Below are 16,230 nucleotides of genomic sequence, written 5' to 3' on the forward strand. Positions count from 1 at the left end.
AGATCCGGCGAGCCGTCAGCCCTGCTGCTCCAGCGCCTGCCGCACGAGGCGGTGGAAGCCGTAGACGTCGTCGAAGCGGGTGATATGGCCGTCCGCGCCGATGACGATGGTGTTGTAGACGAGGTGGATCGGCAGCGGCTGCGGCAGGTTGATGCGGCGCTCGCCCTTGCCGATCAGCTTCTTCAGGCGCTCGCTCGTCCATTCCGGCCCGAGCACCTGGTCGGCCAGCGCGAAGGGGTCGTCGACGCGCACGCAGCCATGGCTGAGGGCCCGCCGCTCGCCGGCGAAGAGCCGGCGGTTCGGCGTGTCGTGCAGATAGACCGCATGCTCGTTCGGGAACATGAATTTGATCCAGCCGAGCGCGTTGCGCTCGCCGGGCGGCTGGCGCACCGAGATGCCGCCGCCCTTGGTGCGGGTGACGACATAGCCGCGCTTGGCCGCATAGTCCGGATCGGCCGCCAGCCCCGGCAGGAACTCCTTCTTCAGGATCGAGGGCGGCACGTACCAGGACGGGTTGACGATGACGTGGTCCATCTTGTGCGAGAAGATCGGCGTCGCCGAATCCGGCTTGCCGATGATCGCGCGGGCCTCGTGGATCACCTGTCCGTCGCGGATGACGCGCACGCGCATCTCCGGCACGTTGACCATGATGTGCTTGGCGCCGAGATCCGGCGGCAGCCAGCGCCAGCGCTCCATCTGGGCGACAATGTCCTCCTCGCCCCTTGCCGTCGCGGGCTTGCCGAGTGCGGCGAGGGTGCGCTCGCTGAGGATGCCGTTGGCGGGCAGGCCGGCTTTCTTCTGGAAGTCGGCCAGGGCCAGCGAGGTCGAGCGGTCGAAGACCGAATCGTCGCTGGAGCCGAGGCCGAGGCGGGCGCGCACCAGCGGCACGCGCTCGTCGCGCATGCCGAGCTTGAGCGGCGGCCCGGCCGGGATGCGCACTAGCGGCGTGTCGTCGAGATGCTCGCGCAGTTCGGCGAGCTTGGCCTTGAGGCGGCGATATTGCTCGTGCGGCGGGTTGTAGGCGGCGAGCACCGCGCCGGCATCGGGAGCGCCGGCGAGCTCGGAGAGCACCTCCGTCGCCGAGGGCAGGTAGAGCGTCGGCGTGATCAGCTTGGAGAGGCGGCGCGGATCGAGGCGGCCGCCGCGCGCGTCGCGGGCATAGAGCACGGCGAGCGCCGAGAGCCGCACATCGGCCTCGGCGAGCTTGGCCTTGTCGCTCAGCTCGAAGACCGGAAGGGCGTAGTCGGTCGGGCGCAGGCCGTCATCGGCGGCGTGCTCGAGCTGGGCGACGATGCGCTTGCCGGCGGCGGTCCAGCCCTTGGCGTCGATCCAGAACGGCTTGTTCTCGTTCGCCTGATAGGCGGCGAGGATCTCGTTGCGCTCGCGCTCGCCGAGGCGGCGGACCGCGACGCCGTCATTGGCGCGCGCCGCGATATCGGCGGCGAAGGCGAGGCCCGGCGGCACGTCGACCACCACCTTCGGCATCTCGGGCGGCGGAACCAGTGACGGGATGGCTTCGAGCGGCCCGGCGGCCGGGGCGGCTGCGGGCGGCGCCACCGTCACCGAGGCCGTCACGGGCTTGTCCGGAGCCGGCAGGGCCGGGGCGGCCTGGACGGGCGCGGTCTCGGCGGGAGCAGGGGCGGGCGCCGGCTCGGAGGATTTCGAGGCCGGCACGAGCGCCGGGTCCAGCGCCGGCACCTCGACTTGCGGAATGTCGAGCGTGACCGGCTCGGTTTCCGTCTCGACGGGGGCCGTGGCATCGACCGAGGCGGCACCGCGCAAGGTTGCGCCGCTCTTCACGGTTCCGGTGACGATGTCGCTGTCGGAGGGGCGGTCCGTCGCCGTCTGGCCGGCAGGGGCCGGCTTCTCGGTGTCAAGCAGCTTGAGCTGGGGCGTCTCGGGCAGGGGCACGCCGGTCGCCGGATCGGTGGCGAGGGGGGCTTGGGCCGGAGGCGTTTGGGCAAGCACCGGAGCGCAGCTCAGCATGATGGCCAGGGCGGATGCCGAGGTCAGATTCGCCCAGTGGCGACGAGGCATAGTCGCTATCCCGATGAATGCCGGATCACGCCCATTCCTGCGTGACTCGGTTTGCTTCCACAAGATGCGGCGGCGCAACAGGCCGCCACTTTGATTCGTCGCGGCTCAGGCCGCGTCGGTTTCCTCAGGATGGCCGTCGCTCTCGATCAGCCCGTAATCCTTGAGCTTTCGGTAGAGCGTCGAGCGGCCGATGCCGAGCTTGCGCGAGACCTCGGACATGTGCCCGCGGTAATGCGCCAGCGCGAAAGTGATGATGTCGCGCTCGAGATCGTCGAGCTTGCGCATGTCGGAGCCGGAGACGAGCTCGAGCGAGTTCGGGTCGCGCACCGGCATGTGGATGATGCGGGGAGCGGCTTCGGCCTGCGCATCGGCCGGGCCGAGCTGGGCCGGCGCCGGCGGGATGCGGACGTCGTAGCCATCCATCTGCGCCGCGATCTGCGGGAACTCGGCGACGCCGAGCTCGCCGCCATCGGCCAGGACGACGGCGCGGAACATGGCGTTCTCGAGCTGGCGGACATTGCCCGCCCAATCATAGCTCGCGATCAAGGTCATCGCCTCGCTGGAGATGCCGCTGAGCTTCTTGCCCTCCTCGGCGGCGAAGCGGGCGAGGAAGCCGCGGGCAAGGTCGGGAATGTCCTCGCGGCGCTGGCGCAGCGGCGGCAGCGTGATCGGGAAGACGTTGAGGCGGTAGTAGAGATCCTCGCGGAACTCGCCGCGCTTCACCTGATCGAGCAGGCTCTTGTTGGTGGCGGAGATGACGCGGATGTCGACCCTGACCGACTTCTTGCCGCCGACGGGGTCGACCTCGCTCTCCTGGATGGCGCGCAGCAGCTTGACCTGGGCGTCGAGCGGCAATTCGCCGACCTCGTCGAGGAACAGCGTGCCGCCATTGGCCTCGACGAATTTGCCGAGATGGCGCTCGGTGGCACCGGTGAAGGCGCCCTTCTCATGGCCGAAGAGGATGGATTCGACGAGATTGTGCGGGATCGCCCCGCAATTGACCGTGACGAAGGGCTTGCCCTTGCGGTCGCTGGAGCCCTGGATGGCGCGGGCCAGCACCTCCTTGCCGACGCCGGATTCGCCCTCGATCAGGATCGGGATGTTCGATTTCGCCGCCCGCTCGGCCAGGCGCACGACGCGGGCCATGTCGGGGCTCTTGGTCGCGAGGTCGCGGAAGCCCAGCGTGTTGGAGGCGCGGCGCTTGATATGGCGCAATTCATGTTCGAGGGCGCCGAGCTTCAGCGCGTTCTTGAGCGAGACCTGGAGGCGCTCGGCGCCGACGGGCTTGACCACGAAATCGACGGCGCCGGCGCGCATGGCCGTGACCACGGTCTCGATCGAGCCGTTCGCCGTCTGCACGATGACGGGCTTGTCGATCTCGCGTTCGCGCAGCGTGGCGAGCACGCCCATGCCGTCGAGGCCGGGCATGTTGAGGTCGAGCACGATCGCGTCGATGGCGTCGCCATCCGGGCCGGCGATCAGCGCGACGGCCGCCTCGCCATTCTCCGCAACCAGGACGCCGTAGCCGAAACGCTTGAGCATCGCGTCGAGCAGGCGGCGCTGGACGGGATCGTCGTCGACGACGAGAACGGTGGCGGTCATGACACCTCGAAAGACGGCGCAACAGGACGGAAAGGCTCGGCTTCGAAAGGAATCGCCTGTTCCGTTCTGGGGCATCGTCGGCCAGAAGAGTTAAGCGGAGTTTAAGCGCGCCGGCCGGGCCCGTCATCAGCGCTGCGGCAGAACGCCCGAGATTGATCCCCGGCCCCATGCTGGCCTAAGTGGGGGCACACCCGATGCCGCGAGACGGAGAGAGCATGTTCTTCCAGACGATGCGAGGCGAGACGGTTCACGGCCAGGCGGCGGCGCATGGCGGCGGCGTCGCCGCCCCCGACAAAGCGCTCGGCGACCTGCCGGAATGGAACCTGGACGATCTCTATCCCGGGATCGATTCCGCCGCCTTCCGAGCCGATCTCGACCGCGCCTTCACGCAGGCGCAGGCGCTGGCGGCGGGCTATCGCGGCAAGCTCGCCGAGCTGGCGGGGACGCCCGACGGCAGCGCCCTGCTGGCCGAGGCGGTCAAGGCCTATGAAAGCCTGAGCGACCTGCTCGGGCGGATCGGCGCCTATGCGGGCCTGGTCTATTCCGGCGACACCACCGATCCGCAGCGCGCCAAATTCTATGGCGACACGCAGGACAGGCTGAACGCCGCCATCACCGAATTGCTGTTCTTCGAGCTCGAGCTCAACCGGATCGAGCCGGACTTGCTGGCCAAGGTAGCCGGCGAGGCGCCGCTCTCGCATTGGAAGCCCTGGCTCGACGATCTCTCCAAGGACAAGCCGCATCAGCTCGACGACCGGCTCGAGGCGTTGTTCCACGAGAAGTCGATGACGGGCGCGGCCGCCTGGAACCGCCTCTTCGACGAGACCATCGCCTCGCTGCGCTTCGACGTCGACGGCGAGGAGCTGACGCTGGAGCTCACGCTCAACAAATTGCAGGACGCCGATGGTGAGGCGCGCCGCAAGGCGGCGGAGGCGCTGAGCAAGGTCTTCCGCAAGGAGCTGCGCACCTTCGCGCTGATCACCAACACGCTGGCCAAGGACAAGGAGATTTCCGACCGCTGGCGCAAATTCGAGGATGTCGCGGATTCCCGCCATCTGGCGAACAGGGTCGAGCGCGAGGTGGTCGACGCTCTCGTTTCAGCGGTGCGCGAGGCCTATCCGCGGCTGTCCCACCGCTATTATCGCCTGAAGGCCAAATGGTTCGGCCGCGACGCGCTCGATTTCTGGGACCGCAACGCGCCGCTTCCGGAAATCGAGCAGCGCAGCATCCCCTGGACCGAGGCGCGCGACACCGTTCTTTCGGCCTATGGCGCCTTCTCGCCGAAGATGGCGGATATCGCCAAGCGCTTCTTCGACGAGCGCTGGATCGACGCACCGCCGCGTCCCGGCAAGGCGCCCGGCGCCTTCGCGCATCCCACCGTGCCGTCCGCGCACCCCTATGTGCTGCTGAACTACCAGGGCAAGCCGCGCGACGTGATGACGCTGGCGCATGAGTTGGGCCATGGCGTGCATCAGGTGCTGGCGGCACCCAACGGCGCCCTGATGGCGCCGACGCCGCTGACGCTGGCGGAGACCGCGAGCGTCTTCGGCGAGATGCTGACCTTCCGGCGCCTGCTCGACACGACCAGCGACCCGAAGCAGCGCAAGGCGATGCTGGCGGCGAAGGTCGAGGACATGATCAACACGGTCGTGCGCCAGATCGCCTTCTACACCTTCGAGCGGCGGGTCCATGAGGCGCGTCGGCAGGGCGAGCTCACGGCCGAGGCGCTGTGCGATCTCTGGATGGGCGTGCAGGCGGAAAGCCTTGGGCCGGCGATCCGGCTATCGAGCGGCTACGAGCCGTTCTGGTGCTACGTCCCGCACTTCATCCATTCGCCCTTCTACGTCTACGCCTATGCCTTCGGCGATTGCCTGGTGAACTCGCTCTACGGCGTCTACCAGAGCGCGGCAGAGGGCTTCCAGGACGGCTATTTCGCCCTGCTCGCGGCCGGCGGCAGCAAGCCCTATGGCGAATTGCTCAAGCCTTTCGGGCTCGATGCGAAGGATCCGGGCTTCTGGCAGATCGGGCTCAAGATGATCGAGGGGATGATCATCGAGTTGGAGGGGATGGAGTGAGGCTTGCCGTCATGGTCGGGCTTGCCCCGACCATCTCGGAAACCAGCGCCTTCTCGTCCTGAGATTCTCGGGTCTCCGCTACGCTTCGCCCGGGAGTGACGCCGCGGCGACTAGAACTGCACCCTCAAGCCCACCTGCGAGACATTCGCGGTGTAGTCCGATCCCACCGCCGTCGAGTTCAGCCGCTCATGGGTGAAGCTCGCGCGGATCGCGAAGGTGCGGGTCAGCTTGTATTCGATCCGCGCGCCGACATTCAGGTAGTCCTCGCGCAGGCCCTGGCCCTCATATTCCGTGCGGCTGAAATTGGTGAAGCCGGTGAGCGTGAGGTTGCGGCGCAGCGCGTGGGCGATTTCCAGCGTCGCGCGCCGCATCGTCGTACCCGACGAGCCGGCGATGGTGGTGTCGCCGAGCTGGGCGGTGCCGCGCAGCGTCACCGTGGTCAGCGGGGTCGGCGACCAGAGGATCGAGGCGTCGCCGACGAAGCCGCGCAGATCCTTCAGCCTGTTATCCTCGTAGCGCCGATTCTGGTAGCCGCCCGAAACCTCGCCCTTGAGCTGCTGGCTGAACTCGAAGGTCGAGCCGATGCTGCCGGTGATGCCGTCGGAGGAGCGCATATAGCCGCTCGAATCGGTCTTCTCGTCGAAATCGCGCCGGTCGATCTCGGCCTGGACATAGGGCTTGAAGCCGGGCGTGACCTCATAGGCCGCGCGCAGGCGCAGCCCGTAATCGGTCATGTTGCGGTCCTTCTGGGAGAGGATCGCACCGCTCGTCAGCCTGGCATCCTCGAAGTCGCTGCGGTCGGCCGAGCCGCGCAAGGTGAGCTGCAGGCGGTTGAAGTCCTGCGTCACGCCGGCCGAGCCGCCATATTGCCAGACCTGCGGGCGGCCCTGGACATTGGCGTTCAGGTCCGGCGAGCCGGGGCGCTGGGTGTCGAGCTTGAGGCGCGATTCGAGCAGGATGTGGGTGTCGCGCGTGGCGTCGAGCCTGAGGTCGAGATTGCCCTCGGCATCGGGGCGCGAGGCGTTCCGATCACTGAAGTAGTCCATGTAGCCGGCGCGCAGCTTGCCCTTGAGCTCATGCACGTTCCAGTCGGACTGGACCTCCACTTCCGCGTCGTAGCGCTGGAAGACCGAGCCCTTGGTGCCGGGCGTGGCGCTGCGCTGCGGATTGGTGTCGTAGCCGGTCGAGCCGGTGATCGCCGGCTTCAGCGTGACCGCGCCCAGCCGCAGGCCGAGCGGCGCCCAGGGATCGTCCTCGGCGCTCGCGCGGCGCCGGCGCGGGGGAGGCGGCAAGGCCGCTTCCGGCGCGGGCAAGACCGCGACAGGCGGTTGCGGCGGGCGGAACTGGCGCTGCGTGGTGCCGCGCAGGGCCGGCGGCTGCAGCGGTCGGCTGGCACGCGGCGGCTGGCGCCCGGAGATGGCGGAAGGCTGGCCCTGGACGAGGGAGGCCGGATCGCGGATCGCCTGCGGATCGGGGGTGGCGGGCGTGAGCGGCTGTTCCGGCGGCGCGGGAGGCTGCGCGACATAGCTCGGCGTTCCCGTCCTGAGCCCGGCGCGCGGCGCCTGCTGCGCGCCCGCCGGCAGGCAGCCGAGCGCCAGGGCCGCCAGCGCGGAGCCGGACAGAAGCAGGATCTTGGCGCGGCCTGACACGGGCTTCGCGGGGCTCCAGGGCAGCAACAGGTGACAGCAATGGCTGGCGCGCCCGGCAGAGGGCGCATGGTTAACGCAGTTAGAACGAACAGGGTTAAGGAGCCGTCAACGCGCCGGCCGCGATCCCCGCGGCGGTGGAAATCCCGCATCGCCCCGTGCTAGAGCGCGCGCCATGACCGAAAACATCCGCGCCTCGGCGCTCCGCACCATCGCCACGGAACGGGCCGGGCTCGACACGCTCCATGCCGCCCTCGCCGACGGGCTCGGGCAGCCCTTCACCGAGGCCGTCGCGATGATCCTGGCCGCGAGCGGCCGCGTGATCGTCTCCGGCATGGGCAAGTCCGGCCATGTCGGGCGCAAGCTCGCCGCGACCCTGGCCTCGACGGGCACGCCCGCCCATTTCGTCCACCCGGCCGAGGCGAGCCATGGCGATCTCGGCATGGTCAGGCCGGAGGATGTGGTGATCGCGCTGTCCTGGTCGGGCGAGACGGCGGAGCTTGCCGCGCTCGTCGGCTATACCCGCCGCTTCCGCGTCGGGCTGATCGCCTTCACCGCGAATCCCGAGAGCACGCTCGGCAAGGAGGCGGATGTCGCGCTCATCCTGCCCAAGGCGACCGAGGCCTGCCCCAACGGGCTCGCGCCGACCACCTCGACCACCATGCAGATCGCACTCGGCGATGCGCTGGCGGTGGCGCTGCTGGAGGCGCGCGGCTTCTCGCGGCAGGATTTCTTCGTCTACCACCCCGGCGGCAAGCTCGGCGCGCAGCTCAAGACGGTCGAGAGCATCATGCATCGCGGCGCGGAACTGCCGCTGATCGGGCTGGATACGGCGCTGCCCGATGTGATCGCCATGATCTCGGAGAAGAGTTTCGGCTGCGCGGTCGTGATGGATCTCGACGGCAGGCTCGCCGGGGTCGTCACCGATGGCGACCTGCGCCGCAAGGCGACGATGGCAGGCGGTGCCGCGCTCAGGGCTCGCGATCTCATGACGGTCAACCCGCGCCGCGTCGGGCCGGAGACGCTCGCCGTCGAGGCGCTGGAACTGGTCAATCGTCTCAGGATCACTGCGCTGATCGTGGCGGATTCGGAGCAGCGTCCGGTCGGGCTCGTCCATGTCCACGACCTGCTGGCGATGGGCGTCGCCTGAGCCGCGACGTCGTTCCGGGGCCGGGATGCCCTTGCCAGCGGCGCGCGGCCATCTATCTAAAGCTCCAGAAACTATAGCTTTGGAGGTTGCGATGGCTGCGACGGCACGACTCGAACGCGTGATGCCCATCGGCGCGCTGGCGGAGCGCACCGGCGTCAAGGTCGAGACCATCCGCTATTACGAGCAGGTCGGGCTTTTGCCGCCGCCGGAGCGTTCCGAGGGCAACCAGCGCCGTTATGGCCGGCGTCATGCCGAGCGGCTCGCCTTCATCAAGCATGCGCGCGATCTCGGCTTCGCGGTGGACAATATCCGCACGCTGCTCAGGCTTTCCGACACGCCCGGCATGGCCTGCGACGAGGCGCATGCGATCTCCGCCGGTCATCTCGAAGAGGTGCGCGACAAGATCGCCAGGCTGCGCTCGCTGGAAAAGGAGCTGGAGCGCATCGCCACCACCTGCTCGGGCGGTGTCGCCGCCTGCGATTGCGCCATCATCGAGGCGCTGGCCGATCACGGCCAATGCGATCACGCCCGCCATTGAGGCGGTCTGGCGATTTGAAGCTGCGGCCGGCCGCTTTTTCATCGGGCGGGGCTCGATGTCGATTGCCTCTCGTTTCCGCGCCGGAAAGTCTTAAATAGGAACTGCGCCGGACGGCCTTGCCGTCCAGTTTTCGGGTTGGCAAGAGGGCGGGCGATGCCGGTATTGCGTTTGTCGGCGGGCTTCCGGCCCGGCGAGGGGAACAAACCCCGATTCTCCGGGAGTCAGCGATTCGGGCTCGCTTCGTTCCGGAGTCGTTCTTGCCGGAGTTCTTCCTGCCGGAGTCGCTCCGACAAGACCCGTTCCTGATTTCAGTTCACGCACCCGCCCGGACGGCTGAGGCTCGCGTCGAGCCGGTGTCGCCCGGATGGACGAGATGATCGGCCCTTCGCCTTGCAGCTCTTTCGTTCGTTGCCTCCCGCCGCCCGCGCCAACAGCGTCACCGCGGTGCTCGGCCCCACCAATACCGGCAAGACCCATCTCGCCATCGAGCGCATGGTCGCCCATCCCACCGGGATGATCGGCCTGCCGCTGCGCCTGCTGGCGCGCGAGGTCTATCAACGGGTCGTCGACAAGGTCGGGCCGGAGGCCGTCGCCCTCGTCACCGGCGAGGAGAAGATCAAGCCGGAGCGGCCGCGCTTCTGGGTCTGCACCGTCGAGGCGATGCCGCGCGACCTCGCCGTCGATTTCGTCGCGATCGACGAGATCCAGCTCGCCGCCGATCTCGACCGCGGCCATGTCTTCACCGACAGGCTCTTGAACCGGCGCGGCCGGGCCGAGACGATGCTGATCGGTGCCGGCACGATGCGCCCGCTGATCGAGCAGCTCATGCCGGGTGTCAATGTCGTCACGCGCCCACGCCTGTCGCAGCTCACCTTCGCCGGCGACCGCAAGATCACCCGTCTGCCGCCGCGCTCGGCCATCGTCGCCTTCTCGGTGGAGGAGGTCTACGCCATCGCCGAATTGATCCGCCGCCAGAAGGGCGGGGCGGCGGTCGTGCTGGGGGCGCTCTCGCCCCGCACCCGCAATGCCCAGGTCGAGATCTACCAGTCCGGCGATGTCGACTATCTCGTCGCCACCGACGCGATCGGCATGGGGCTCAATCTCGACGTCAACCACATCGCCTTCGCGGCGGACAAGAAATTCGACGGCCATCATTTCCGCAAGCTCAACCCGGCCGAGTTCGGCCAGATCGCCGGCCGGGCCGGGCGGCATCTGCGCGACGGCACCTTCGGCACCAGCGGGCGCTGCCCGCCCTTCGACGCTGAGCTGGTGGATGCGATCGAGAATCACCGCTTCGAGCCGATCCGCCAGATGCAGTGGCGCAATTCCGATCTCGACCTGCGCTCGGTCGGCGGCCTCCTGGACACGCTGAACATCCAGCCTTCCGAGCAGGGGCTGACGCGGGCGCTGATCGCCGAGGACATGACGACGCTGGAAATCCTGGCCAGGGACCCCGACATCGCGCCGCTGGCGCATGGCCGGGCTGCGGTGGAGCGGCTCTGGGAGGTCTGCGGCCTGCCCGATTACCGCAAGATCTCGCCGATGCAGCATGCCGATCTGGCGACGACGCTTTATCTCAGGCTGATGCGCCATGGCCGGCTCGATGCCGACTGGTATGCGGCGCAACTCGCCTCGCTCGACCGCACCGATGGCGAGATCGACACACTCTCCGCCCGCATCGCGCAGGTCCGGACCTGGACCTATGTCGCCAACCGGCCCGACTGGTTACCTGATCCTGAGCATTGGCAGGGCATGGCGCGTCTTGTAGAGGACAAGCTGTCGGATGCTCTGCATGAGCGTCTGGCCCACCGATTTGTCGATCGGCGCACCAGTGTCCTGATGCGCCGCTTGCGGGAGAATGCGATGTTGGAGGCTGAGGTCACTGCGACGGGCGACGTGCTCGTCGAGGGCCAGCATGTGGGAATGCTGCAGGGCTTCCGCTTCACGGCGGACCCGAAGGCGGGCGGGTCGGAGGTCAAGGCTCTGAACCTCGCGGCCATGAAGGCGCTCGGTTCCGAGATCGAGGCCCGGGCCGCGCGCGTCGTGCTGGCGGGCGATGACGCCTTCCTGCTCTCGCATGACGGGCTCGTGCGCTGGACGGGCGAGCCTGTGGCGCGCCTCGTCGCCGGCGAGAAGGTGCTGGAGCCGCGGCTTCGCCTGCTGGTCGAGGAGCATCTCAACGGTGCGGCGCGCGAGCAGGTCGAGGCGCGCCTCACGCTCTGGCTGAAGAATCACGTCACCCGCCTGCTCGGCGCGATCCAGATCCTGGAGGCGGCCGAGAACGTCGCCGGCATCGCTCGCGGCATCGCCTACCAGACGGCCGAGGCGCTCGGCGTGCTCGAGCGTTCGAAGGTCGGCGAGGAGATGAAGGCGCTCGATCAGGAGGGCCGGGCGGCGCTGCGCCAGCTCGGCATCCGCTTCGGGGCCTTCCACATCTACATGCCCGCCCTGCTGAAGCCGGCGCCGCGCGCGCTCGCCGCCCAGCTCTGGGCGCTGAAGCATGGCGGACCGGAGACGGCGGGGCTCGACGACATCGCCCATCTCGCGGCGTCCGGCCGCACCTCCTTCCCGGTCGACAAGGTCGTGCCGAAGGGGCTCTACCGGGCGGCTGGCTATCGCGTCTGCGGCGAGCGGGCGGTGCGCGTCGACATTCTGGAGCGGCTCGCCGATTTGATCCGCCCGGCGATCGCCTATCGTCCCGGCGCCACGCAGGGCACGCCGCCGGCCGGCAGCGCCGATCAGGACGGCTTCGTCGTCACCGGCGCGATGACCTCGCTCGTCGGCTGCGCCGGCGAGGATTTCGCCTCGATCCTGCGCTCGCTCGGCTATGTCTCGGTGAAGCGTCCGGGCCCGGCGATCACCGTGCCGCTGGCGCCGCCGCCGGCCGCCACCGAGCCGGCCAAGCCGGTCGAGGCGAAGGCGAGCGACGAGACGGCCGATGACGCTGCCGGCGAGACGCCGGTCGCGGCCGCTGCCGACGAGGCCGTGCCGGCCGATGGCGCGGTGTCGGCGGACGCTTCCGAGGAAGCCGCTGCCGTCGTCGAGCCGGCCGAGGCCCTGAACGAGGGCGCGCTGGCGGAAGGCGAGACGCCTGTCACCGAAGCGCCTGCCGTCGAGACGGCGGATACGCCGATCCTCACCGAAACCGAGCTCGACGCGGTGCGCGAGCCTGTGCCGGCCGATGCGCTCTCGGCCTTGCCGGCTGCGCCGTCGGCTGAGGTTGCGGATGCAGCCGCGGAGGCCGAAATCGCTGCCGAAGCTGCGCCGGCCGAGCCCGAGCTCATCGAGATCTGGCGGCCGCATCGCCACCAGGGTGGGCGCCGGCCCGAGCATGCTCAGCGCGGCCGGCAGGACGGCCCGCGCCGCGAGGGCGAGCGCCGTGGCGGTGACCGTCCGCAGCGCGAGGGGCGCCCCGGCGGCCCGCGTCGCGACGGGCGGCCCGAGAATCGTCCGGCTGCCGCGGCAGCGGACGAGGGTGCCGCTCAGCGCCAGGAACGTCCGAACCAGGATCAGCGCCCCCGCCGTGACGAGCGTCCGCGCTCCGATGAGCGTCCGCGTCGCGAGGATCAGCCGCGGCAGGGTCGCCCCGAGGGCGGTCGCGGCCCGCGCCCCGACTTCAAGCGCGACGGTCGCCCCGGCGGCCCGCGCCGCGAGGAGCGTGGGGGAGAGCGCTTCCAGCAGCCGCAGCGCCCGCGCCCGGCCAATCGCGAGCCCGATCCCGATTCGCCCTTCGCCAAGCTGGCCGCGCTCAAGGCGCAGCTCGAAGGCAGCAAGACCTAGGACCCGGGGAGGCGTAGCCGTTGCGGGAGCATCGTCAACGCCTCGACAAATGGCTCTGCTTCGCGCGCTTCGCGCGAACGCGGCCGGCGGCCGTGCGTCTGGTGGAAGACGGCCATGTCCGCATTGCGGGGCGGCGAGCCGAGAACCCCGCACAGGGGCTCAAGCTGGGGGACGTGCTGACGCTCGCCCTGCCGCACGCCACCGTCGTCGTGCGGATCCTGGCCTTCGCCGAGCGGCGGGGCCCGTTCGAGACGGCGAGGCTCCTCTATGAGCGCCTCGACGAAGGCGGCGACGATCCCTCTCTTGCGGAGGGCGAGGGAGGCGACTAAATCCGGCCGCTATCGCCCGCAAGATCGATATGCGGCCATGCGGCGAACGAATTTCTCCCAGTGGATGCCGGAAGGGCAAAGTCTTCTGCCGAGCCCGGCGAAAACAATCTTGAAACCTGCGCCTGTCGGGGGTTTATGAGGTCGTTTAGAAGTGTTGGAAGGGCCGGCCCATGACCTATGTGGTCACCGAGAACTGCATCAAGTGCAAGTACATGGATTGCGTCGAGGTTTGCCCGGTCGACTGCTTCTATGAAGGCGAGAACATGCTCGTCATCCATCCCGACGAATGCATCGATTGCGGCGTCTGCGAACCGGAATGCCCGGCCGAGGCGATCAAGCCCGACACCGAGCCCGGCCTCGAAAGCTGGCTGCAGCTCAACACCAAATACGCTGCGAGCTGGCCGAACATCACGCAGAAGAAGGACGCCCCGGCCGACGCGAAGGCGTTCGACGGGGTCGCCGGCAAGCTCGAGATGTTCTCGCCCGAACCGGGCGAAGGCGACTGATTTTCGCCGCTTCGGACGGTCCGTTCTGCGTTAACCATGACCGTGCCGCGCGCATGGCGGCGGATGGCTGCCCGCGTTTACCTTTGATTCGGCGTGTTTTTTGTGCTACACACAAACTCAGTCGAATTCGTTCCGCATGCCCCCTGCGAGGTTTTCACAAACGGGGCGTTCCCAAAGATCGCGTGCAACATGAAGGGCCGGCGGCTTTTCGCCGGAACAATCCGTTGTTCGCTTCTGTGGGCGAGATGAACCAATCGACTGAGGGAGCGTGAAGCGCCGCATCACCGCGTCGCGTCAGGCGGAATGTCCCCGGCCATCCGGACGGGGACGGATCATCGCGCGCCCGCCACGGCGGGCCGGTCAGGAGTCGTAACGGCATGTCTACGGTGAAGAAAGCTGCTGTGCGCCAGGGTTTCAAGACGGGCGAATACGTCGTCTATCCGTCCCATGGCGTCGGACAGATCACGGCGATCGAAGAGCAGGAAGTCGCCGGCTTCAAGCTCGAGCTGTTCGTGGTCAGCTTTGCCAAGGACAAGATGACCCTGCGCGTTCCCACCGCCAAAGCCATCAGCGTCGGGCTGCGCAAGCTCGCCGATGCCGAAGCCGTCGCCAAGGCGCTGACCACGCTCACCGGCCGCGCCCGCGTCAAGCGCACCATGTGGTCGCGCCGCGCGCAGGAATACGAGGCGAAGATCAATTCGGGCGATCTCGTCGCCATCGCCGAGGTGGTGCGCGATCTCTATCGCTCCGAGGCCCAGCCCGAGCAGTCCTATTCCGAGCGCCAGCTCTATGAAGCCGCCCTCGACCGCATGGTTCGCGAGATCGCGGTCGTCGACGACGTCACCGAGATCGAGGCGCTCAAGAAGATCGAGGGCCAGCTCGCCAAGTCGCCGCGCCGGGTCGGCAAGGGCGAGGCCGTCGAGGCGGATGCTGAGCTCGAAGGCGACAACGACGATCTACAGGAAGAAGCGGCCTGAGCCGTTCCTATCGGATCCCAGAATGCGAACCCGGCGGGCGACCGCCGGGTTTTTGTTTGCCGAGCCTTGCTTCGTCGCACTCGCAATGACGGGTGAAGGCGCCCGCTACTCGCCGATGACCTTGTAGCGCTGGCCGGGCGTGAGCGCGGCGGCGCGGTCGAACCCGTTCAGGAGCTGGAAGAGCTCGGCCGGCCGATCCTGCTCCGGCATGCGCTCCGCCATGCTCGCCACCGTGTCGCCCGGCGCCGCGTTGACGATGCGGATGCGCAGCGGCCGGGCGGTCTGCGCCTCGGCCGACGTCAGGGTCCGGAAGCTCTCGACGATGCTGCGCATCGGGCGTTCCGGATCGCCGGCGCCGCGCGCTGCCAGGATGAAGCGGTAGACGCGGTCTCCGAAATGCACGGCCGCCAGGCGGAACGTCCAATCCGTGCCCTTGCCATGGGCGATGACGGCGGGCTGCCCGCCCATCTCGATCTTCTCGATTCCGGTCGTCTCGACACCCTCGATCCAACCGGCCGCGACATAGGATTCGAGCGTCTGGTCGGGCTTGAGCGTCACGGAGTCGAAGCGCAGGGCCTGCGCGCCATTGGCGCTGACGCCGATGACCATGTCCTGCGCCGCTTCGAGGCTGAAGCCGTCCGGCGCCGAGAAGGAGATGCGCAGCGAGCTGTTCACATAGCGCCGGCCGCGCACCACGCCGTCGCGCGGATCGTCGCCATAGGCGAGGCCGTCGATGGCGGTCAGCCAGCGGCCGGCATCGTGCTCGCCCAGGCCCGGCGCGGCGATCTGGCGCGCGGCGGCGGTGACGGCGGCGATGCGCTCCGGCGTCTGCGGATGGGTGGCGAGCATGTCGAGGCGCTTGTCTTCCGCGCTCTGCTGCTGCTGTCCGCTGTTGCGGAAGGCGGTGTTGCGGCCGAGCGTGTTGAGGAAGCGGCTCGCGCCGTAAGGGTCGTATCCGGCGCGGGCGAGGCTGGTCACGCTGATCTTGTCGGCCTCGAATTCCTGTTGGCGCGAGAAGCGGGCGAGGGAGAGCTTCGAGCCCGCCTGGACCGCGGCGCTCTGGTTCGGATCCTTCAGCACCTGCGAGACGACCTGGTTGACCAGGGCCGATTCCGCCTCCTTCTCGGCGCGCTGGACCGCATGCTGGGCGGTAACGTGCCCGATCTCATGGGCGAGGACCGAGGCAATCTCCGAGGTGTCGTTGGCGAGCGCCAGCAGGCCGCGCGTGACGTAGAGCCGGCCGTTGGGCAGAGCGAAGGCGTTGACCGCCGGCGAGTTCAGGATGGTGATCTCATAGGCGCCGATCTGGCCGTCGCTGGTCTTGGCGAGGCGCTGGACGATGTCGTCGAGCGCGGCCTTGGTGCGCGGCGCGCGATATTCCCCGCCGAAGGCCGCGAGCAGGCGCTGATGCTCCTGGTCGGAGGCGCGCTGGACGGGGCTGATGCGCGGCGCGATCTCGCCGTCGCCCGACATGCTGGCCGGCAGCACGGAGGTCTGGTCGCCGAAGCACCCGGCGAGCAGCAGCGCCAGGGCAAGGGCGCCGAGCCGCTTGCCCCGTCCTGCGAACCGTGTTGGCCAGACTTTCCGCAT

At 68.8% G+C, this 16,230-nt stretch carries 11 protein-coding genes; 7 read left to right on the plus strand and 4 right to left on the minus strand.

Going from position 1 to position 16,230, the window contains the following annotated elements; genetic code table 11:
* Window positions 1–15 precede the first annotated feature (15 nt).
* Window positions 16–2,037 carry a L,D-transpeptidase family protein gene (locus tag GY40_RS13430; RefSeq protein ID WP_051987969.1) on the minus strand — a complete coding sequence of 674 codons (2,022 nt, stop codon included), beginning with the start codon at window positions 2,035–2,037 and terminating at the stop codon, window positions 16–18.
* 105 nt (window positions 2,038–2,142) lie between these two features.
* A complete protein-coding gene (locus tag GY40_RS13435; RefSeq protein ID WP_038363032.1) occupies window positions 2,143–3,639 on the minus strand; it encodes a sigma-54-dependent transcriptional regulator in 1,497 nt (498 codons plus the stop codon).
* Between the two features lie 230 nt (window positions 3,640–3,869).
* Between GY40_RS13435 and GY40_RS13440 the strand changes: the two genes are divergently transcribed.
* Complete coding sequence (locus tag GY40_RS13440; protein ID WP_038364106.1) at window positions 3,870–5,714, plus strand: M3 family oligoendopeptidase; 1,845 nt, start codon at window positions 3,870–3,872, stop codon at window positions 5,712–5,714.
* A 110-nt stretch (window positions 5,715–5,824) separates the two neighbouring features.
* On the opposite strand, the gene GY40_RS13445 is transcribed toward GY40_RS13440, so the two are convergent.
* Window positions 5,825–7,363: an outer membrane beta-barrel protein gene (locus tag GY40_RS13445; RefSeq protein ID WP_038363035.1), complete on the minus strand. Its 1,539-nt coding sequence runs from the start codon at window positions 7,361–7,363 to the stop codon at window positions 5,825–5,827.
* Between the two features lie 172 nt (window positions 7,364–7,535).
* Here GY40_RS13445 and GY40_RS13450 point away from each other — a divergent pair, with 172 nt between their 5' ends.
* From GY40_RS13450 to GY40_RS13475, 6 genes are all read left to right on the plus strand, one after another.
* On the plus strand, window positions 7,536–8,510 hold the full coding sequence (locus GY40_RS13450; protein WP_038363038.1) for a KpsF/GutQ family sugar-phosphate isomerase: 975 nt from the start codon (window positions 7,536–7,538) through the stop codon (window positions 8,508–8,510).
* 91 nt (window positions 8,511–8,601) lie between these two features.
* Window positions 8,602–9,048 (plus strand): MerR family transcriptional regulator, encoded by a 447-nt coding sequence (locus tag GY40_RS13455; RefSeq protein WP_197062748.1) that lies wholly within the window; start codon window positions 8,602–8,604, stop codon window positions 9,046–9,048.
* A gap of 390 nt (window positions 9,049–9,438) precedes the next feature.
* The gene (locus GY40_RS13460) at window positions 9,439–12,828 is read left to right on the plus strand and encodes a helicase-related protein (RefSeq protein WP_038363040.1); all 3,390 of its coding nucleotides are present in this window, start codon (window positions 9,439–9,441) and stop codon (window positions 12,826–12,828) included.
* A gap of 20 nt (window positions 12,829–12,848) precedes the next feature.
* Complete coding sequence (locus GY40_RS13465) at window positions 12,849–13,157, plus strand: RNA-binding S4 domain-containing protein (protein ID WP_038363042.1); 309 nt, start codon at window positions 12,849–12,851, stop codon at window positions 13,155–13,157.
* 170 nt (window positions 13,158–13,327) lie between these two features.
* A complete protein-coding gene (fdxA, locus tag GY40_RS13470; protein WP_038363045.1) occupies window positions 13,328–13,663 on the plus strand; it encodes a ferredoxin FdxA in 336 nt (111 codons plus the stop codon).
* Window positions 13,664–14,040: 377 nt separating this feature from the next.
* Window positions 14,041–14,640 (plus strand): CarD family transcriptional regulator, encoded by a 600-nt coding sequence (locus GY40_RS13475; protein WP_038363047.1) that lies wholly within the window; start codon window positions 14,041–14,043, stop codon window positions 14,638–14,640.
* A gap of 105 nt (window positions 14,641–14,745) precedes the next feature.
* On the opposite strand, the gene GY40_RS13480 is transcribed toward GY40_RS13475, so the two are convergent.
* Entirely contained in the window at window positions 14,746–16,230 is a 1,485-nt protein-coding gene (locus tag GY40_RS13480) for a M48 family metalloprotease (protein ID WP_038363048.1), read from the minus strand.

Origin of the sequence: Allobosea sp. UNC402CLCol, assembly GCF_000745475.1 — a bacterium.
In the GTDB taxonomy this organism is placed as follows: Bacteria; Pseudomonadota; Alphaproteobacteria; order Rhizobiales; family Beijerinckiaceae; genus Allobosea; species Allobosea spartocytisi.